Below are 17,304 nucleotides of genomic sequence, written 5' to 3'. Positions count from 1 at the left end.
AGGGAATAAATATGGAAATTAGACTTGCCGGAATAACGGAAGAAAGCATTGTTGACGGACCAGGATTAAGGCTGGTGGTTTTCACCCAGGGATGTCCGCATCAATGCCAGGGCTGTCATAATCCTGACACCCATGATATAAACGGTGGCTATACCACTGAGCTGGAAGGTCTTTTTCGCTATATTGAGAGAAGTGCTGCCCGTAACAAACTATTAAGGGGAGTGACCTTTTCTGGCGGTGAGCCATTTCTCCAGGCTGGACCATTGTCTCACTTAGCCAAACGGTTAAAAGTCCTGGGCCTTGATATTGTTTCTTACAGTGGGTTTACCTTTGAGCAACTGGCAGCTATGGCCATAAAACGTAAGAGCGTAGGTCAATTACTTAAGCAGACTGAAATCTTAATTGATGGCTTGTATAGTGAAACTGAACGTGATTTGGGTCTGGCGTTTCGCGGCTCAAGGAACCAGCGCCTGGTTGATGTTGCAGCAACGTTGACTTCTGGGCGGGTCATACTATGGGAAGACGTTTCGCAAAAAATTTGGGCATAAGAATATCAGCTATAATTTTAGTCATATATTTGTATACTATTGTAATGTTACCAGTAACAGGATTATCGGCAGACATTACAGGTGGATGTGATAAACGTGTCGTGGCATCTGAAAGAACGCCTGCAAAAAATTGTAGCTGCTGAGCAGGGAACGCTAGCCTTTGCGCCAGGTTCCCGCCAGCCTATGGCGCTTGTTTACCCTAATACCTATCATGTTGGGATGTCAAATCTGGGATTGCATATTATTTATGAGCAAATAAACAGCCGGGGCGATACTGCCTGTGAGCGCCTGTTTTTGCCTGATAAAAAGACACTAGAGGAGTATATCCGAACGAACACGCCACTGTTAAGCTTGGAAAATCAAACTCCATTATATGAATTTCCATTGATTGCTTTTGCTGTGTCATTTGAGATGGATTATTTTAATCTTCTTTCCATACTAAGGACAGGCAAAGTTCCCGTATTAGCTGCTGACCGGGAAGACGGCGATCCATTGGTGATTATTGGCGGGCCGTGCGCTACCTTTAATCCTGAGCCATTAGCTGATTTTGTTGATGCTTGTATAATTGGCGAAGGAGAAGAAGTAATTCAAGATTTTTTAAACAGCTATTATGACAGCCAGCGGCGTGGTTTGTCAAGGGAAGAACTCCTGCTCAGCCTTGCCCAAATTGAAGGAATATATGTGCCGCGGTTCTATCAGCCTGTATACGGCGTTGACGGTATTATCGAACGTTATGAACGGCATGTGAACGTGCCGGAGCAGGTAAATCGACGGTATGTCAAAGACTTAGGGCGATATCCTGGTCAGACAGTTATTATCACGTCTGATACTGAGTTTAAAGATATGTATCTGATCGAAGTAGCCAGAGGCTGTGGCAGACATTGTCGATTTTGTATGGCTGGTTACTGTTTCCGAAATCCTCGAGTACGGTCATTGGCACAAATTGCTGAAGGTGTCGAAAAAGCCAAGCTGCTTCGGGCTAAAGTTGGTCTTATGGGCGCGGCTATATCTGATTATCCTGAGATTGATAAACTATGCCAACTGATTCTAAGTCAGGGAGTGACCATGTCAGTTGCTTCTCTGAGGGCCGACTCCCTAACGCCGGCATTAGTCGAATCTTTGGCTGCCAGTGGCCACAAAACCATTACGTTGGCACCAGAAGCCGGCAGCGAGCGGATGCGGAAGGTAATCAATAAGCAAATCAGTGATGAGCATCTATATCAAGCAATAGCTGCGGCGGCGATAGCCGGTATTCCGCATGTTAGGTTATATATTATGGTTGGCCTACCGGGGGAAACAACCCAAGATGTTGAAGCCATTGTGAAAATGGCTCATAATGTTAAAAAACACATGGAAAGTCTGGGAAGTAGGGGTTTGTTGACATTAAGCATTAATCCCTTTATCCCTAAGCCATTTACTCCTTTTCAATGGTTATCTATGGCGCCTATTGGGGAAGTGTCCGGCAAGCTGAAGTATATTCAGAGCGCGTTGAAACCACTAAAAGGGGTAGAAACGCTGATTGAACAGCCTAAAGAAGCCTATATTCAAAGTGTGTTGGCTCGGGGTGACCGGCGGCTTGGGCAGGTGTTATATACAGCTGTGACCGGCGGTGGCATGAAGGGCTGGAAACAAGCACTCAAAACTCATGAAGTTGATGAAGATTTTTATTTATACCGTAATAGAAGTGTGGACGAAGTCTTGCCATGGAATAATTTAAGTATGGGCTTTGATTCTGGATACCTTTTGGCGGAATACCGGCAATCTCAGGCAGAAAAAAATACCCCGCCATGCGCTGCGGGGTGTAAGAGATGCGGTGTGTGCCAATAGTAGAGTTATCAAGATTTTGTGATGACTTTTAGTACCGTATCAAGCTCGCTGTCAATTAAACGGGAGAACTTTGTGAGCGTGTTGTCCATAAATCCTGATTTAGACTCAGCCTCTTTAGGCTGGGTTATTTTTTTGCCAATAATATAATCGCCTTTACTCACATCGAATGCTTTAATGTCGGCGGAAATATCGAGCGGATGAAGGGTAAGGAGGAGGACATAGGATACAGCATTAGTCTGGCCAAAGTACTTGAGTTTATCTAGCTCGGCGGTATTAAAGTCATCAATGCCTGACCTTTTTAGATCTCTTATAACACTGCTTCCCGAGAGTACCATCCCATCCATCATAACAAGGCTAAATTTAGCTTCAATAAGACGATTTATTCCTGCTTCCAGGAGATCCACGCCGAAGATGTTTTTTTCCGCAGTATCAATATGTACGGCTACTGCAACGAGGGGACCTGGACTTAGTAAACCTTGTCCAGCAAAGCACGAGTTCGTCCATAGTAGCAAAAGAGTAATACAAATAATAACTTGCTTTTTCAATATATGATAGCCTCCTTGTATAACCAATCCTAAATAATTGTAAGGTGGAGAGAAGAAATCTGCAAGCCAATTTATATAGCTCTTAAAAAATATTACTGTGTTGAATAAACTAAAATGACGAATTTTGTTATATTATAGAAATTAATAGTTGATATTGTCGGAATAAACAAGTATAATTATGAGGATTGTTCAGCATAGTGAGCAATACAACGCCGTTCTCCTTCTTCTCAGGCTACTGGTTATATGAAGTCTACCAAATACCAGGCGGAACGGTGAAGACATAATCCAGGATTTTTAAAATAATACGTTTGGCAAACCTGCCGAAAGGCAGGGACGCAAAACTATGGGTCTAAGAACACTACAGTGTTTACGATTGCCAGGTTGCTTTCTTAAGAGAAGATATCTAAGCGTCCAGGCCTATGCCTGTTTTTTTTATGTCTCAGTGCCTTTAACAGATTAAACAGGTGTCTATTACATAAAGAATTATTGGAGGTAAAAATGAAAAAAGAAGTAAGGTTTACAATCGGAAGAAAAATCTTGACAGTCTTTCTTTTCGTAGCTATCGCTTTCACTGGGTTATGCGGGTATACTTTTTTTCAGTTAAACGCAATTGAAGATGGTTATGATAGCTTATTATCACGTAGTACGCCGCTTGTATTCCAAGTTAAGGATCTTACACTTGAGTTGAGAAACCAAGGTTATTATGCAAGAGGATATTTATTGACTGGTGATAAAGTATATGTTAATGAGTATAACGCTTCCGAGCAAAAAATGGAGCAAGTTTTCAGCGATCTTGAAAAAAAATTGATTACTCCTGAAGGCAAGCAAAAACTGTCTGAATTGAAAAAAGCCTTAAATAAATACCACGAGGCTGCAGAGAAGACTATTCAAATCAGAACAGAAAAAGGCATACCAGAATCTCTGGCCTATATGAGCGCAGCCGGCGCAACAAGCCGTGATGCAGAGCAACAGATGAATGATTTCGTTATTTTCCTTACTGAACGAATGAATTTGCGGATACAGCAGACTCATGAAACTGAGAATCAAATTGAAATGACTATAGTCATTTTAGATAGTATAATCGTAGTTTTAGCAGTCGGTATAGCTCTATGGCTTTCGCGCAGTATTGCCACACCCATAAATACAGTATTGTCTGCCGCCAATAAGATAGCAGACGGAAACCTTCAGCGACATGACTTACATTATCGGGGCAACGATGAAATCGGTGATTTGATAAAAGCCTTTAATCGCATGGAAGAAAACTTGAGGGAAGTTATTAGCCAAACTTCTGAGGCATCAGGGCAAGTTGCTTCATCTTCAGCTAATTTCACTGAAGGGGCAGAGCAATCAGCTCAGGCAGCAGTGCAGGTTGCCCAAGCCATAACGCAGGTTTCAATGGGGGCGGAAATGCAGGTTAAGGCAGTAGATGAAGCTGCTGCGGTAGTGGAAGAGATGTCAGCCAATATTACTCAGGTTTCCGCAAACGCTAATTCGGTATCCAAAGGCTCAATGAAAGCGGCAGACATGGCCCAAAAAGGTGAACAAGCAATTGCGAAAGCCGTACAGCAAATGGGAAGTGCAGAAAAGACAGTTGCTGATTCTGCAGAAGTAATAATTGAATTAGGTGTCAGGTCCAAAGAAATAGGGCAAATTGTGGAAACCATATCTGGGATTGCGGGTCAAACGAATCTATTGGCACTGAATGCTGCTATCGAAGCAGCCCGTGCAGGGGAACAAGGGCGTGGTTTTGCCGTTGTTGCTGATGAGGTTCGAAAACTAGCCGAACAGTCTCAGGATGCGGCAAAGAGAATAGCCGAAATGATTGCTGGAATTCAAGGTGATACTGATAAAGCAGTACAGGTCATGGCGAAGGGGAAACTAGAAGTGGAAACTGGCGCAGTTCTTGTTCAAAATGCTGGAGCAGCTTTTAATGACATTAGAAATTCGGTAGAAGCCGTTTCGGATCAAGTGGGTGAAATTTCCGGCTCAATTCAACATTTGGCCAATGGCAGTAAGCAAATAATCCAAGCAGTTCGTCAGATAGAAACAGTTAGTAAAGAGGCAGCAGCTCAAGCCCAGTCAGTATCTGCTGCAACCGAGGAGCAATCCGCTTCTATGGAAGAAATTTCGGCGTCAAGCCACGCATTACGCCAAATGGCTGATCAGTTAAGAGAAACTGTTAGCCGGTTCAAGTTCTAAGAGATATGATATGAAATTCCGCCTGCACGCTAGGTGGGATTTCCATAGTTGCCAATAAACACAAAACCGAAGCTTTCAGCTTCGGTTTTGTGTTTATTGGCAGGGGCGGCTGGACTCGAACCAACGCATGACGGAGTCAAAGTCCGTTGCCTTACCGACTTGGCGACGCCCCTATATTATATAGTTGGTGGAGGGAGGTGGATTCGAACCACCGAAGTCGAAAGACGGCAGATTTACAGTCTGCTCCCTTTAGCCACTCGGAATGCTATTTCTTTTTATCTATTCTAAGAGATTTCTCTAGCTCGAATAAGTCGTCTACTTTTTCACTCATCAAGAAGTGGGCGTCCTTTATTGCCTGGTTATAAATATGAGGACCGATGTTCATTAAAATAAAGTCTAACAATAGTGCTGCTGATAAATCTGTAATCATCTCATCTTTCTCGTTAAGAAAGTAGCACTTAATATCCTCAATTACTGCACTTCGCTGTTCTTTTGCGAGCTGTAAATCTTTCATTTTTACCTCCAAAATATATGAATAATCCTATAGCCGTTAGGCTGCTCGGAAAACCTGGCATACCTGTAGATTATTGTGTACTCACTTGCTATATTAACCCACAATTAAAAAAATCCTCTAGCTATCAGTAAAAAATTACTGGAATTTAACTCATAAATACCAGCAACAAAAAAACGGGCATCCTAAACGTCCGCTTTGAGAATCTATCTTTCCAAATAAAGATTGTTGTGCCAAGGAAGCTAGCCTCGTTTTCCAAGCTATTAACAATTTTAATTTTTCATACAACATCTCCTTTATATGGATTTATAACCATAGTAAGGCAAATGTGTTATAAATGTGTGACAAGCGTTTTGGCGGAAAAGTCACCTCAAAATAAAGCAATTAACGAAGTTAAAAAGTCCTTGCCATTGAGAATTGGTTGGGGAATGGACCGAGAGTAATAGAAAGGCCAGAGCTCTGTTCTTTACAGTCGCTCTGGCGGGAGTTGCGCACTCCGGTAATAGTATACCCGGTTTTTGGGTTATTTATACTAGCGGCTAAATAACAGGTAGCTGTGGTAAACTCCGGTTTAGCAGGACAGAATGGTGATTATATGTAACATTCTTATGGTTTACAGAATACAATAATAGTGGGAGGTGGTATTGTGGACGAAAAATTAAAGGAAGAAATTAAAGAAGAAATTAAAAAAACTGGATCACAAATCGATGATAAAGTAGAAGAAACAGCTATAAAGTACCAAGTGCCTAAATGGGCAGTTTGGCTTACTGGAGCCGTAGCGGTTGGAGTAATTATAAAAATCTTGTTTTAGACAGCTTGGTCAAAGGCGGAGTTTAATGGAAAAAGTAATTATTCTACAGAGAATGACGAATCTGGTGTATTTTCGTTAACGGTAGAATTAACTTTTGAAGTGGTCGATACAAGCTTGCTTAATGGCGTACCTGTCGAAGGGGGAAAATATGCGGTAGTCACAAACGGCACTGCAATAGACGAATCCCGGTAGGAAGAAAGAATGAAGCCATTAGGTATGTGAGGTATTTTCTGTAAAGCTGACAATAAAATAGGATCTATTTAAAATACCCCGAATAACCCGGGGTATTTCAAATAGATTCCTACATAGTGGATACACAAACGAAGAACAGGCCTACATAATTCGGCATGTTGCAGGTGCCTAATTAGTCCTTGTATGGCTAGTCTAGTGGAACAGTATAAGATTGTGAAACGGTTGTTCGAAAATAAGGAACACTAGTTGATAAAATTAACGCCAGGGGGAAGTCCGTCTGTCAATATAAGCAACTACCAGAAATATTAAAGATATAACTATTACAACAGCAATTATTATTGTCATGACTTCCTCCTTTGGGCTTGCAAAATTTTTTACTAAATATTGTATGCGAAAAGTAGAAACGGGGCAGTCGCCCCGTTGCCTTAGGTAATTGTGGATGATTCCTTATCAATTTGTAAAGTGTGCTTGCGGCCGCCTGCTTTCATAAATGCCGTTCTCGCTGTACCAAGTGATGATGAAACTGGAGTACCATTAGGACCGACAAAAGTACCAGTTTGATCATCTGTATTTGTATTGTCGGTACTATCTTGAAGCTGGGTAGTGGTATTTTGAGTTAAAGCCGCTTCCATGCCGCTGGTCTCAAACACTTTGTTCGGACTTTCTATCCCTCTGGGAGCTTGGCTAATATTAGTTTGGGTAGCTTTGTTGTCCGTAATTATCGCCTCCCATTATATATAGTTTTGCAACTTTCTAACTCGGCAGCCAAGCATCGTCACCAACAGCTGGAGGGCCCGCTTCTATTTCTTTGGTAGTAAGATTTTTAGCCTTTTCCTTATTGTTCCTTTCTTGTCTAGGCATAGTGTTTTTCGGGCTAGTCAAAACGTCACTTTTATCAGTCAAGGAAACCACCTCCTCTAAGTTGGAAAAGTGGGGAGAAAAATCCGCCTATATAAGGGCGGGTGAAACAGCTTATTTCTTACCGGATTTATCAGATGAAGCAGTGCTTTTTGAGTTACCTCTCGAGGATACACCAGAATTAGTATCATTAGTTGTTTGCAATCCAGATAATCTTTCCATAGCCAGCTTTTTTGATTTGTCTATACCCACACTAGCACCTCCTGATAATAGTTTTCCCGAATTAAAACTTTTACCCTTTTGATAGACTATCCCAATATATGATATGCGAGTCCGTTTTATATTATTCATAAATTGACTCTCGAACATGTTGTGATTTGGTAAATGATGGGGGACTAAGAGGTCGGCGAGGCGCACGGGCTTGTGATTAGTACTGGGAACTAATGATGACGCTGGGCGAGTGAAAAACAATAGTTGTACTATTTCGTGTTCGTGGTTGCGGGCAGCGTCTCAGTAATTTCACTTGGGGCCTCGTCAACAGAGTCAGCTGTTAAAGACGACTTCGAACAAAAACCAATCGGACACCGCGGTTCTTCTGACGGTTGGCGTTTAATTTTAATCAACATAAAACTAATTTGACTAACATGCTGAATAAGCTCAACATCAGATTTATCGGATAAAACACCTTGAAACCAAATCAAGTTTGGATCCAAATATCCGATGCGCGATACACTAAACTCTGTTGATTTACCAAAACTTACGAGACGCATCCCGACCTCATGTTCTTGATCCAATTCAGCTTCAAAGGCCTGGACACGTTGGATAAGTTGATTGAAGATATGTTTTGCTGTGTAAGGCTGATTGAATTCAACCAATTGTTGGCCAAATGATTTGAGCATTGGAATATCTGGTAGAGACCAACTCTTAGGATTTAAAGTCATTAATGTCACTCCTAGTCAAAAGTTTCATGCAGAAAACAATTCGCTGTGGAGTAACGATAATCCTGTAAATTTTTTGTTAACGGTAGAGGGGACTAAGGGTTCGTAGGGGGCTTTGTCTCGCAATACGGAAGTAGCAGTCGAATGATCCAACAGCTGAGAACAGGTTGTGTTCGATGGAGATATCCCAAAATCTCCTGCATGGGGAAAGCCTCTCTGAAGATGGACGCCGATGTAATTCGCATCCAAAGAGCAAGCATGTAATTGGTGAGCTAAGCTAGCTAGGCCAGCCGAATGGAGAACTCTTTATAGAAGGACTATACCCAGGGTAATACCGTTAAAAAAAGCCGGCACAGTTGCCGACTTATCTTAAAAATGTTGAGTAGAGACTTGGGGTGGTTTTATTGTGTGCTGTTCTTTTTTTTCAGGGGATGCATCAGGATTCTCCTGAACTCCGGTTTGGCCGGTAATATATGGAGCCTCTTTTTTAGCTTCTGGTTTAGAATTCTTCAAGAAAACACCTCCTGACGATAGTTTACCCTAAAAGCTGGTCAACTAACCAAGCCTAGGAGGTGGCCATGCAACAATACAAATAAATAAACGGAGGGAGAGCCGGGATACTGCGCTATTCGCCCGTAAGGGATAAGGTTCAGATAGCCATTGACCGGCTACGGTAGTTCGAGTTGCCAGAAGGGTATTGATAGTAGCGGCGCGGGGAGAACAGCGGATGTAGGAGTGGGCGCCATTATCCAAGGTGGACCACTGGAGACTTAGCTATGGAATTTCGGTAATACTAAATGTATGGTACTGAATGCAAAGAAAAGAGGGTACTGTGGATGTGTGACATTGACAGGTTGTTTACGCATATAAGCGAAATGGACAAAACGGAACTTGCAAAAGCGTATTTAATGGCGTTAAAAGAAAACGCCGAGCTACGATGTAAGCTTCAAAAATCTACTGACAGGGACCTGCAGACTGAAGCTGAATCGACGGCAGATACAGATATATAGGAGGGATGATTATTATGGCTAAAACCGTGGTTTTAGATTTTGACGGTGTAATTCATAGCTATACAAGCGGATGGAAAGGCGTAGATGTTATTCCTGACCCTCCAGTCGCTGGGATTAAGGAAGCTATAGACGATATACGGAAACATTATAAAATCGTTGTTGTTTCGACACGATGTTTCCAAGAAGGCGGACTAGAGGCCGTCCAGGCATGGCTGGATAAGCATAGCATAGAAGTTGATGAAGTTCTGGCCCATAAACCACCAGCTATTGTATATGTGGACGATCGAGCATTAACCTTTGACGGTGAAGCAAAGGGGTTACTACATAAGATAAAAACTTTTAGGACATGGCAGAATAGGTAAAGGCAAAGGAAGGGAAGTGGCCGATCAAAGCCTTAGAATCAGTTTCTAATATTTCGACGGCAACAGATAAGTATATGAGATTATGGCTTGTGTGTGCCGCCTGAGAAGGCGGCTTTCATATTATAGAAGTAAAGAGACCAGATACAGAATGAATGGGTGTTTTTTATGTAACGTATCATATGGAGTCTATTCCGAATCTACAATATATTGTCGTTTGTTTGGATGAATCTACAATATATTGTACAAATAGGAAGGGAAATACGACTTAATGGAGAATATGGAAAAATATACAAATTAAGAGGAGTGTTGTCTATGAATCTTGCAAATGATGTTTTGGTAGAATTTCAGCAGTTTTTAGTGAAAAGGAGGCGGAGTACTATATCAAAGAGGAATTTCAATATTGGCAAGCAAAAGGTAAAGTAAGCCTTGAGCTTGACGGTAATGAAGTTGTATTAAAAGCAATAGAAAAATCACCAATAACAAGAGTAAAGCGTATAACAGGATATTTGGCGAAGGTGGACAGTTTTAATGATGCCAAGAATGCCGAGCTTGACTCTAGAAGAGTTCATCAGTAAATTATTTTAGAGTGGAAAGTTAGAGTCTTCGGAAATTTACCAAAGATGTAGGAGGGATATATGATGGCGGGAGCTCCAGTAATCTGGGTGAATAGCGATATGAGTGAACAAGTGACTGACTTTAATGGCGAATATATCTTGATTAAAATAAGTGACAAGCAGAGGATATCACTTGGGAAAACATTGGAAGACGCGAGAGAAAAATTAAAAGAAATTGGCAGACCTGATATTGCAGAGCAGTTAAGATAGGATGCTTATAAACCGGATGGCTTTAACATCAACCGAACCAGTGCCATTAAGCGCCTCCCTAATTCTCCAAGATGAGTAAAAGTAGTAAACCCCCCCGGAATAGCTGAATTGAACCCCGAATTAGGAAGATGAAAGAAAAGACCTCCTATGGTAGATTGAACTGAACCATAAAAAACGGACAATGACAAAATACCCCCATTCGTAGGAAAATGAAACTACGAATGGGGGTTCGTCGTTAATGACAAAGAGAAGATATACAAACATTGATAAACTAGGAAAAGAAATAGATCAAATGATAAAAGCAGGGAAAACACAGCGAGAAATCGCTCTATTCTTTGGCTTCAAAGACAAAACGGTTGTACATCAATATTTAAAGCGGCAACGTAGAAAGGAAAACCAACTAATAGCAGGCATTTCTCCTAAGCGGTGTGGTCGGCGACGTAATGGTTATACACTATCAGAAGAAGACAAAGATCAGGAAATTAAAAGATTAAAGATGGAAGTTGAGTTATTGCGTTCTTTTCTTCAAATCGCTGGAAGGAGGTGATTCCATCAATTAAGTATCTTGCCATATACAAGAATAAAGATCGGTATCCAGTTAGAGTTATGTGCCGTTTCTTCGGGGTTTCAAAAAGTGGCTACTATGATTTCGTTAAGCGTATTGATAAGCCAGATAGACACGCATATCTAGCAGCACTTATTGCAGAGTGTCAAGAGCAATGCAAGAAGACATATGGTTGCCGTCGTGTGCAAATATGGCTGCAAAAGAAAAAGAATACTGACACCGTACGAAAAACGGTGCCAGTTTGCGTAATTTAAAGCTAAGCTGCGAGTGGGCTTCTTATTATTGTCCGTCGCTTCTGGAACATTTCAGATTAAAATAACTACCATGGGAGGGTTTATTATTCTTGCACATATAGAGGTATCGGAAAGGCCCCAGGCTTTCGAGATATGTCTTGTAGGTTTCGATGTGCAAGGGCTGCACTTTTTGAAGTTTCATTTGGCCTAAGGTTTGCAAGATTGTCTTCAAGGCGACGTAGAAGATACGGAAAAAACTATTTTGGAGACTGCGGTAAGTCACATTCAAAAACTGGTTAGAGAAAAAGCGGAACGTATGGGAAAAGCCTTGAACTTGTGGGCTAAAGAAAAGTCCATCTCATCTGGTATCTGCAAAACAGTTAGGTGCATATAATGAAGTAACATAATGTGGAGGTGTGAAATGGCTAAGATAATCAAATTAAAACGTGCTGATGAATCCGGAGTATATGCGCTGCCGATTGGATGCGGATGGACCTTTGATGCTGTGCAGGCTGTATTAGTAAATGGTAAAATTATTGCCGAAGACCGTTATGCTATTGTAGCTAAAAATACGGCTGTTGATATTTTTGATGCAAAAGACGATTCGGTTGTTACCGTGATATTGAAATAAAAAAATGCCGTCCAACGATAGGTGGCATTTTAATGGAAGGAGAGGCTGTTTATAATGTTTAGTTTAATCAAGCGCCAGGCGGCTATACTGCTTGGCGTTTTTTTATTGGTAGCAGTGGTAGGATACTTTATACCAACACTTATATATATTTATCATATTATTCTTCATGATATGAAATATGTTCAAGAATATAGGGAAGAACCTCGTCGGGTGAAATGTTCAAAGCAATTGCAAATTCTTCATACAATTGCTTTTCAGCCGTATTCATAATGTCTTCATCTGTTTTAGTTAGTTTTTTATTGACGACAGATTTTGCTTGCTTTTCTAGATAAAGTGTTTTAATAATTCTTATCAATTCTTCGTCTTGGTGCGTTTTAAGAGCAGCTTTAAAAGTAATACTTCTTTCTCTGTTGTTATCTATCAAAAAGGTTTCCTTCTCTGGCATAGACGTTATTAATGATAAAACTTCATCTTTTGTAAGGATCGGTCTCATCAAAACACTTGGATTATTCACAGGGGTCTTAATGGTCATATTATTGTTGTGAACAGGGTGTAAAATATAATATTCGGTTTCATCGCTACTATATTTATCTCTTCCAATATCTGTAATTTTACATACTCCCGTTGAACCATATATAACGTAATCATTCACTTTAAACATAATATTCCGCCTATCTTCTAAATTTTTAAAGAGCATTTTAGACATAAGTTGACAGCTTCAACAACTAATTACATCGAAACTACACCCTAGTTCTATAATTATCCCCCAAAAACTATTTTTGATGTAATCGCGGTTAGACATCAAAGCATCTAGCAACTCAAACATAATGAAGGTTTCAATAAGACGGGTGAAACTTCTTCTATAAAGTTAAGGATACTCTGTGCTTTCTCGTGCAACGCGAAGTTGTCCACTTCCAGCGCTTTGGCGAGACCTTGAAGATATGCATGCGGGGTGTAACTAGTAGCCTTAAAGAGGTTGAGTGGTAAGTATAATAGAGTAATTTTTATGATTAGATTCTTAGTCGTATCTTTCGGGGGACGGCTTTTTAGTTTATCAATGACACATATATATAGGAAGGAACATAAGATACTAAGAAAAGAAACCATCTTATTTTACAATAAGATGGTTTGTATTATTCATTACTTTATGTATTTTTTAGTTATTCATTAGAAGAATGTTAGAAGTTTACTAATGGTTATGGTTTTTTATAACATATATAAGTTTCGGGATGCCTTATATTACTGGTTTTAACTGGTCGGGGCGACAGGATTCGAACCTGCGGCCTCTTGGTCCCGAACCAAGCGCGCTACCAAACTGCGCTACGCCCCGGCTCACATTTATAAAGTATACACACCCATAATAATATTGTCAACAGTAAAGAGGCTAGTTTCCAAATAAACTTTTGAAATTCCTATTATAAGTCATTAGTCCTGAAGGAAATTAACTGGAAATGTCGAAAGTAATCACGAAAAATAGAAATAGATGGAGGTATGCGTTTGAGAATAGCCAAGATTAATCTATTTGCAGTTATTTGCGTATTTTTGTTAATAATAGGTTCAAATAGCCTGGTCTTTGCTTCCGGGCAAGATATGCCTGTGTTAAAACAAGGAGAAAAAAGTGAGGCCGTTTACACTTTACAGGCCGAACTTAAGAGGCTCGGTTTTTATCAATATAGCGTTGATGGAAATTTTGGTCTTTACACGAAAGCGTCTGTTATCGAGTTCCAGCAGACTGTAGGAATTGAGGCTGATGGGATTGTTGGAGAGGGAACGTGGCAGGCAATCCGAAATTATTCAGGTAATACTGAATTGAGCCGCGGTAAATCTGACAGAAGAATTGGACAACAGATAGCTGGTTTTGCTCAGAAATATTTGGGTGTGCCATATGTATGGGGTGGTTCAGGTGAGGGCGGATTTGACTGCTCTGGATTTATCCACTATGTTTATGGACGGTATAACATTTCTTTACCACGGGTAGCCGATGAACAATATGATACTGGACGGCGTATACCGCTATCTGATATCGAACCAGGCGATTTGGTTTTTTACAGTACGTACGCTCCCGGACCTTCGCATGTCGGCATATATGTAGGGAATGGACAGTTTATTCATGCTAGTTCAGGTGCTGGGGAAGTAACTTTAACCGCAATGTCAAAACCCTATTATCAAGCAAGATTTTTGGGAGCCTTCCGCGTTATCAGATAAGTAGTAACAAAAAAATAACCGGTTAGCCGGTTATTTTTGTTTGGGTAATGTTAAGCCGGGGATAATATAAGAACTAAACATAAATTATTTTTTTGCAAAAAGTGCTACTGCTGTGCAAATGTGCTAAAATATTTATGTTAAACAGAAATTTAGCCATCATTCGAGGTAGATATGCGGATTATAACCGGAATTGCCAAGGGAACCAAGCTTAAAACGCCGAAAGGTCTTGATGTGCGTCCCACTGCTGACCGGGTGAAAGAGTCTATGTTTAGTATTCTTGCAAATCTAGAATTGCCATCTGACAGACATGCGCTCACAGAAGCAACCGTATTAGATTTGTTTGCCGGTACAGGAAATTTAGGACTAGAAGCGCTAAGTCGTGGGGCGGCACATGCACTGTTTATTGACCATAGTCAGGTAAGTCTTGCGGCCATAAAAGAAAACATTAGTAATGCCAAGTTAGGCGAACTGGCGGAAGTCCAACGTGGAGACTCAGTCAAAGCACTTGACAAGTTAGATCAGTCAGGGCAAACGTTTACGCTTATATTTTTAGACCCTCCTTATAACCAGGGACTGGTAAATATTGTACTGCTAAAACTTGATACTAGTAACGTTTTAGTAGATGGGGGACTAATTGTTGTTGAACACTCGAAACACGAATCGATAAACACGCAGTGGCAAAATTTGAAGCTAATTCGAACTGAACGTTATGGAGAAACGTTTGTGACTTTTTTTTTGCGACCCATACGCGAGACTATTACTTTGGCGATAGGAGGCAGTTAAAATGCGGATAGGGGTTTGTCCTGGCAGTTTTGATCCAGTTACCAATGGACACCTGGATATATTTTTACGAGCCAGTAAGATGTTTGATTTGCTCATTGTTGCTGTTTTTCATAACCCTAACAAAAAACCTTTATTTACTATGCAAGAACGGGTTGAGATGCTGAACCTGGCGACGAACGATATGCCGAATATAAAAGTTGACAGTTTTTCCGGTCTGCTAAATGACTATGTGCGTCGGCAAAATAGCAGCTTTATCGTTCGCGGTCTTAGAGCTTTAAGTGACTTTGAATATGAGTTTCAACGAGCCTTGCTCATTAAAAAAATCGACCCGGTAATGGAAACAATTTTCATGATGACAAGTAGCGAATATTCATTTATCAGTTCGAGCGGCATTAAAGAGTTAGCCAAGTTTGGCGGGCCGATTACCGGATTGGTGCCTGGGTGTCTAGAAGAAAGAATTATAAAAAGAATTCGCGAAAGAAGCTAGACTTTGTTTAACGGGAAGGGAGAAAGTCATGAGTATTGAAAAATTATTGGATGATATGGAAACTATGCTGGTTGAGGCAGCGCGTGTGCCATTTACCAACAAACGGGTAGTTGAAGAAGATGATCTGGCTAGGTTTCTCGACGAGTTTCGTGAACAGTTGCCTAAAGAACTTGACGAGGCTAAACGGATTATTTCCGAGCGGCAGCGTATTTTGGATGAAGCACAAAGAGAAGCGCAAAACATTGTCGAACAAGCCAAACTATATGTGGTTAAGCTGACTGATGAAAATATTATTAATAAGCAGGCTCAGGAACAGGCAAATGAACTTGTTACGCAGGCCCGCAAAACAGCTAGAGATTTGCAGATGGATGCTGTGGTATACGCCGACGAAGTATTTAAGCATGTTACGTCCCATTTGGAGAAAACGCTGGATGTTGTTCGTCAGGGACACCGCGATTTGCAACAAAACAAGAGTAATCAAGGAAAATAAAAAGGAGCTAAAGCTCCTTATCTTTTTACATAGCCATAGATGCCTCTGGCTAAATGAAAAGCGATTGACATTACCAACATAATGCCAAGTAATACCCCGATCTGGTAACTGGTCTGTTCAATTCTGGTCAGCCATAATCCCCAGCTGTTGGTCTGAGCCACGCTCATAGATACAGGAATTACCAAGAATTTAGTAACTGCTTGACCAGGTCCGAGCAGTTGCACGGTAATTATCGCAGCAAGCACGGCATGTAGCAGTCGGCCTACCATATATGGTGTCATGCGGATACCTGATTCGATGACAATACTGGCTACCTGTCCATGGACGGAAAGACCGCTCCAGGCAATAATTGCGCTTGCAACGGCGACTTTCTGAGTAAGCGGGGCTTCAGCCTGACTGGCGGCCAGGGTTCCTAAGTCGAGCTCCAATAAACCACTTACCAGCGATGGTGCTAAGTTGGTGCTATAACCAATGAGGCTAAGAAGTGATGCAAAAAGACTAGTCAGAATATCAGTAATACCAACAACGGTCATGATGCGAATAAACACAGAGAATACAATGATAAAGCCGCCTATCAGCATAATGGTATTCATCGATGACTTAACGGCATCGCCGAGTAATTGGCCTGTTGAACGTTTATCCTCCTGCCTGGCATTATATAGGGCCCTAAAAGCACGAATAATGATATTACCGTTCGTTGCCGGAGCATCTTGAGTATAGCTGTCTCGATTTCGACCATGGAACCTAAAAGCAATCCCAACAAGCAAACTTGATAAATAATGGGCCAAAGCGATCGTTGCTCCCAATTCAGGCATGCCAAACATACCTACGGCTACCGCTCCGAACATAAATAGTGGATCGGCAGTATTAGTGAAAGACAGGAGCCGCTCAGCCTCTACTGCTGTACACAGTTGGTTTTTACGGAATTTACAGGTTATTACAGCGTCCATTGGGTAACCAGATGCAAGGCCCATGGACATGGCAAAGGCTCCCACACCGGGAACATTAAATATAGGTCTCATAAGTGGCTCAAGCAAAATGCCGATGAAGTGAACGACACCGATTCCCATAAGTATCTCCGATAAAATAAAAAAAGGCAGCAGGGCGGGAAAAACAACATTCCACCATAAATTTAAACCCATAATGGCTGAATCAAAAGCTTCTTTCGGATACGTTACCATAGCGACAGTTATAAATACCGTACAAAAGGCCATACAATATGCAAGTAGCCGTGAACGATAACGCCTGCCACTGCTCCAAATCCGCATATATTAATCTCCTCCTC

The 17,304-nt window shown here is 41.1% G+C and carries 23 protein-coding genes, 2 tRNA genes and 1 riboswitch; of the genes, 14 read left to right on the top strand and 11 right to left on the bottom strand.

Going from position 1 to position 17,304, the window contains the following annotated elements:
* Positions 1–11: 11 nt before the first annotated feature.
* Together nrdG and VN447_RS08985 are read left to right on the top strand one after the other, a co-directional pair.
* Complete coding sequence (gene nrdG, locus VN447_RS08990) at positions 12–548, top strand: anaerobic ribonucleoside-triphosphate reductase activating protein (protein ID WP_325524810.1); 537 nt, start codon at positions 12–14, stop codon at positions 546–548.
* Positions 549–644: 96 nt separating this feature from the next.
* Complete coding sequence (locus tag VN447_RS08985; protein WP_325524808.1) at positions 645–2,375, top strand: TIGR03960 family B12-binding radical SAM protein; 1,731 nt, start codon at positions 645–647, stop codon at positions 2,373–2,375.
* Positions 2,376–2,383: 8 nt separating this feature from the next.
* On the opposite strand, the gene VN447_RS08980 is transcribed toward VN447_RS08985, so the two are convergent.
* Complete coding sequence (locus VN447_RS08980) at positions 2,384–2,920, bottom strand: hypothetical protein (RefSeq protein ID WP_325524807.1); 537 nt, start codon at positions 2,918–2,920, stop codon at positions 2,384–2,386.
* Positions 2,921–3,220: 300 nt separating this feature from the next.
* Positions 3,221–3,309, top strand: a riboswitch (cyclic di-GMP riboswitch).
* Between the two features lie 109 nt (positions 3,310–3,418).
* On the opposite strand from VN447_RS08980, the gene VN447_RS08975 reads away from it, so the two are divergent.
* Positions 3,419–5,119, top strand: coding sequence for a HAMP domain-containing methyl-accepting chemotaxis protein (locus VN447_RS08975; RefSeq protein WP_325524806.1), 1,701 nt, complete (start codon positions 3,419–3,421; stop codon positions 5,117–5,119).
* Positions 5,120–5,216: 97 nt separating this feature from the next.
* On the opposite strand, the gene VN447_RS08970 is transcribed toward VN447_RS08975, so the two are convergent.
* Together VN447_RS08970 and VN447_RS08965 are read right to left on the bottom strand one after the other, a co-directional pair.
* Positions 5,217–5,292 (bottom strand) — tRNA-Gln (locus VN447_RS08970).
* A 92-nt stretch (positions 5,293–5,384) separates the two neighbouring features.
* Positions 5,385–5,633 (bottom strand): DUF2164 domain-containing protein, encoded by a 249-nt coding sequence (locus VN447_RS08965; RefSeq protein ID WP_325524804.1) that lies wholly within the window; start codon positions 5,631–5,633, stop codon positions 5,385–5,387.
* Positions 5,634–6,276: 643 nt separating this feature from the next.
* Here VN447_RS08965 and VN447_RS08960 point away from each other — a divergent pair.
* Positions 6,277–6,441 (top strand): hypothetical protein, encoded by a 165-nt coding sequence (locus VN447_RS08960; RefSeq protein WP_325524802.1) that lies wholly within the window; start codon positions 6,277–6,279, stop codon positions 6,439–6,441.
* 617 nt (positions 6,442–7,058) lie between these two features.
* Here the strand turns inward: VN447_RS08960 and VN447_RS08955 are convergent.
* The 5 genes from VN447_RS08955 to VN447_RS08935 all read right to left on the bottom strand — a co-directional run bounded on the left by VN447_RS08955 (position 7,059) and on the right by VN447_RS08935 (position 8,942).
* A complete protein-coding gene (locus VN447_RS08955) occupies positions 7,059–7,265 on the bottom strand; it encodes a hypothetical protein (RefSeq protein ID WP_325524801.1) in 207 nt (68 codons plus the stop codon).
* A 121-nt stretch (positions 7,266–7,386) separates the two neighbouring features.
* Positions 7,387–7,536 (bottom strand): hypothetical protein, encoded by a 150-nt coding sequence (locus VN447_RS08950; protein ID WP_325524800.1) that lies wholly within the window; start codon positions 7,534–7,536, stop codon positions 7,387–7,389.
* A gap of 69 nt (positions 7,537–7,605) precedes the next feature.
* On the bottom strand, positions 7,606–7,743 hold the full coding sequence (locus VN447_RS08945; protein ID WP_325524799.1) for a hypothetical protein: 138 nt from the start codon (positions 7,741–7,743) through the stop codon (positions 7,606–7,608).
* Positions 7,744–7,970: 227 nt separating this feature from the next.
* A complete protein-coding gene (locus VN447_RS08940; RefSeq protein WP_325524797.1) occupies positions 7,971–8,432 on the bottom strand; it encodes a DUF6173 family protein in 462 nt (153 codons plus the stop codon).
* A gap of 366 nt (positions 8,433–8,798) precedes the next feature.
* Complete coding sequence (locus tag VN447_RS08935) at positions 8,799–8,942, bottom strand: hypothetical protein (protein ID WP_325524796.1); 144 nt, start codon at positions 8,940–8,942, stop codon at positions 8,799–8,801.
* Between the two features lie 323 nt (positions 8,943–9,265).
* On the opposite strand from VN447_RS08935, the gene VN447_RS08930 reads away from it, so the two are divergent.
* The 6 genes from VN447_RS08930 (at position 9,266) to VN447_RS08905 (ending at position 12,054) form a co-directional block, all read left to right on the top strand.
* Positions 9,266–9,439, top strand: a complete 174-nt coding sequence (locus VN447_RS08930) for a hypothetical protein (protein ID WP_325524794.1) — start codon at positions 9,266–9,268, stop codon at positions 9,437–9,439.
* A gap of 14 nt (positions 9,440–9,453) precedes the next feature.
* A complete protein-coding gene (locus VN447_RS08925; protein WP_325524793.1) occupies positions 9,454–9,801 on the top strand; it encodes a hypothetical protein in 348 nt (115 codons plus the stop codon).
* 341 nt (positions 9,802–10,142) lie between these two features.
* Positions 10,143–10,376 (top strand): anaerobic ribonucleoside-triphosphate reductase, encoded by a 234-nt coding sequence (nrdD, locus tag VN447_RS08920; protein ID WP_325524933.1) that lies wholly within the window; start codon positions 10,143–10,145, stop codon positions 10,374–10,376.
* A 60-nt stretch (positions 10,377–10,436) separates the two neighbouring features.
* Complete coding sequence (locus VN447_RS08915; protein WP_325524792.1) at positions 10,437–10,625, top strand: hypothetical protein; 189 nt, start codon at positions 10,437–10,439, stop codon at positions 10,623–10,625.
* Between the two features lie 238 nt (positions 10,626–10,863).
* Complete coding sequence (locus VN447_RS08910) at positions 10,864–11,172, top strand: hypothetical protein (RefSeq protein WP_325524790.1); 309 nt, start codon at positions 10,864–10,866, stop codon at positions 11,170–11,172.
* 672 nt (positions 11,173–11,844) lie between these two features.
* Entirely contained in the window at positions 11,845–12,054 is a 210-nt protein-coding gene (locus tag VN447_RS08905) for a hypothetical protein (protein WP_325524789.1), read from the top strand.
* Positions 12,055–12,211: 157 nt separating this feature from the next.
* Here VN447_RS08905 and VN447_RS08900 read toward each other — a convergent pair whose 3' ends face one another.
* The gene (locus VN447_RS08900) at positions 12,212–12,715 is read right to left on the bottom strand and encodes a CarD family transcriptional regulator (protein ID WP_325524788.1); all 504 of its coding nucleotides are present in this window, start codon (positions 12,713–12,715) and stop codon (positions 12,212–12,214) included.
* Positions 12,716–13,307: 592 nt separating this feature from the next.
* A tRNA-Pro gene (locus VN447_RS08895) sits at positions 13,308–13,384 on the bottom strand.
* A 167-nt stretch (positions 13,385–13,551) separates the two neighbouring features.
* On the opposite strand from VN447_RS08895, the gene VN447_RS08890 reads away from it, so the two are divergent.
* The 4 genes from VN447_RS08890 (at position 13,552) to VN447_RS08875 (ending at position 16,019) form a co-directional block, all read left to right on the top strand.
* Positions 13,552–14,259 carry a C40 family peptidase gene (locus VN447_RS08890; protein WP_325524786.1) on the top strand — a complete coding sequence of 236 codons (708 nt, stop codon included), beginning with the start codon at positions 13,552–13,554 and terminating at the stop codon, positions 14,257–14,259.
* Between the two features lie 171 nt (positions 14,260–14,430).
* On the top strand, positions 14,431–15,042 hold the full coding sequence (gene rsmD, locus VN447_RS08885) for a 16S rRNA (guanine(966)-N(2))-methyltransferase RsmD (RefSeq protein WP_325524785.1): 612 nt from the start codon (positions 14,431–14,433) through the stop codon (positions 15,040–15,042).
* A 1-nt stretch (position 15,043) separates the two neighbouring features.
* Positions 15,044–15,529 (top strand): pantetheine-phosphate adenylyltransferase, encoded by a 486-nt coding sequence (gene coaD / locus VN447_RS08880; RefSeq protein ID WP_325524784.1) that lies wholly within the window; start codon positions 15,044–15,046, stop codon positions 15,527–15,529.
* Between the two features lie 28 nt (positions 15,530–15,557).
* Positions 15,558–16,019: an ATPase gene (locus tag VN447_RS08875; RefSeq protein ID WP_325524782.1), complete on the top strand. Its 462-nt coding sequence runs from the start codon at positions 15,558–15,560 to the stop codon at positions 16,017–16,019.
* Between the two features lie 17 nt (positions 16,020–16,036).
* Here the strand turns inward: VN447_RS08875 and ylbJ are convergent, their stop codons facing one another.
* A complete protein-coding gene (ylbJ, locus tag VN447_RS08870; protein WP_325524781.1) occupies positions 16,037–17,287 on the bottom strand; it encodes a sporulation integral membrane protein YlbJ in 1,251 nt (416 codons plus the stop codon).
* Between the last annotated feature and the right edge of the window lie 17 nt (positions 17,288–17,304).

Source organism: Sporomusa sp., assembly GCF_035561155.1.
Taxonomy (GTDB): Bacteria; Bacillota; Negativicutes; order Sporomusales; family Sporomusaceae; genus Sporomusa.
Note: the sequence above shows the minus strand (reverse complement) of the source record. Positions and strands in the feature narration are given on the sequence as shown.

Excerpts from the sequence above, each read along its gene's own strand:
- rsmD (WP_325524785.1), top strand. The coding sequence starts at position 14,431 with ATGCGGATTATAACCGGAATTGCCAAGGGAACCAAGCTTAAAACGCCG.
- VN447_RS08910 (WP_325524790.1), top strand. The coding sequence starts at position 10,864 with ATGACAAAGAGAAGATATACAAACATTGATAAACTAGGAAAAGAAATA.
- VN447_RS08925 (WP_325524793.1), top strand. The coding sequence starts at position 9,454 with ATGGCTAAAACCGTGGTTTTAGATTTTGACGGTGTAATTCATAGCTAT.
- coaD (WP_325524784.1), top strand. The coding sequence starts at position 15,044 with ATGCGGATAGGGGTTTGTCCTGGCAGTTTTGATCCAGTTACCAATGGA.
- ylbJ (WP_325524781.1), bottom strand. The coding sequence starts at position 17,287 with ATGCGGATTTGGAGCAGTGGCAGGCGTTATCGTTCACGGCTACTTGCA.
- VN447_RS08900 (WP_325524788.1), bottom strand. The coding sequence starts at position 12,715 with ATGTTTAAAGTGAATGATTACGTTATATATGGTTCAACGGGAGTATGT.
- VN447_RS08905 (WP_325524789.1), top strand. The coding sequence starts at position 11,845 with ATGGCTAAGATAATCAAATTAAAACGTGCTGATGAATCCGGAGTATAT.
- VN447_RS08915 (WP_325524792.1), top strand. The coding sequence starts at position 10,437 with ATGATGGCGGGAGCTCCAGTAATCTGGGTGAATAGCGATATGAGTGAA.
- VN447_RS08955 (WP_325524801.1), bottom strand. The coding sequence starts at position 7,265 with ATGGAAGCGGCTTTAACTCAAAATACCACTACCCAGCTTCAAGATAGT.
- VN447_RS08875 (WP_325524782.1), top strand. The coding sequence starts at position 15,558 with ATGAGTATTGAAAAATTATTGGATGATATGGAAACTATGCTGGTTGAG.
- VN447_RS08930 (WP_325524794.1), top strand. The coding sequence starts at position 9,266 with ATGTGTGACATTGACAGGTTGTTTACGCATATAAGCGAAATGGACAAA.
- VN447_RS08940 (WP_325524797.1), bottom strand. The coding sequence starts at position 8,432 with ATGACTTTAAATCCTAAGAGTTGGTCTCTACCAGATATTCCAATGCTC.
- nrdG (WP_325524810.1), top strand. The coding sequence starts at position 12 with ATGGAAATTAGACTTGCCGGAATAACGGAAGAAAGCATTGTTGACGGA.
- VN447_RS08965 (WP_325524804.1), bottom strand. The coding sequence starts at position 5,633 with ATGAAAGATTTACAGCTCGCAAAAGAACAGCGAAGTGCAGTAATTGAG.
- VN447_RS08975 (WP_325524806.1), top strand. The coding sequence starts at position 3,419 with ATGAAAAAAGAAGTAAGGTTTACAATCGGAAGAAAAATCTTGACAGTC.